The 513-nt window shown below is 42.5% G+C and carries 1 protein-coding gene; it reads left to right on the forward strand.

The genetic code is table 11. The features are described from left to right. Positions 1–199 precede the first annotated feature (199 nt). On the forward strand, positions 200–513 hold a 314-nt coding region (locus tag A3735_RS08060; RefSeq protein ID WP_369820517.1), incomplete at its 3' end, for a 4Fe-4S binding protein.

Genomic DNA, 513 nt, shown 5'->3' on the forward strand with positions numbered 1-513 from the left:
TTTCCTCTTTTGGGTGTTTGGTTTTAGCTGCACAGCTTTGAGCTGTGTCTTATTGGCCCTACCTCTTGCCAAACGACAAAAATCCTTGTCAGAACATTACGATGAGGAAGCTGACTAGTCGGCTCAAGACAAAAACAACTTGCAGCTGCTCCTAGGCCTGCAGGCATCTAGTTCTATCTGTTTACATTGGTGTTAATTAATGGATATTGAAAACAAAATTGCACATCGCTTCAAGTCTTCCGACAGCAACTTGTATGCAAGTCATGAAAAGGTACACACCCGTGAAGTAAAAGGTGTTTTCCAATCGCTTCGCAAAGCAATGATGTTTACACTGCTCGGGCTTTACTATTTTGCAGCCTGGTTTACATGGGATGGACATCAAGCAATTTTGTTCGATTTACCGGAGCGCCAGTTTCATATTTTTTGGCTAACGTTTTGGCCTCAAGACTTTTTCTTTCTAGCTTGGCTATTAATCATGGCTGCGCTCAGCCTATTCTTTTTTACAGCCTTGGC

The sequence above is a fragment of the Oleiphilus sp. HI0061 genome (assembly GCF_001635675.1).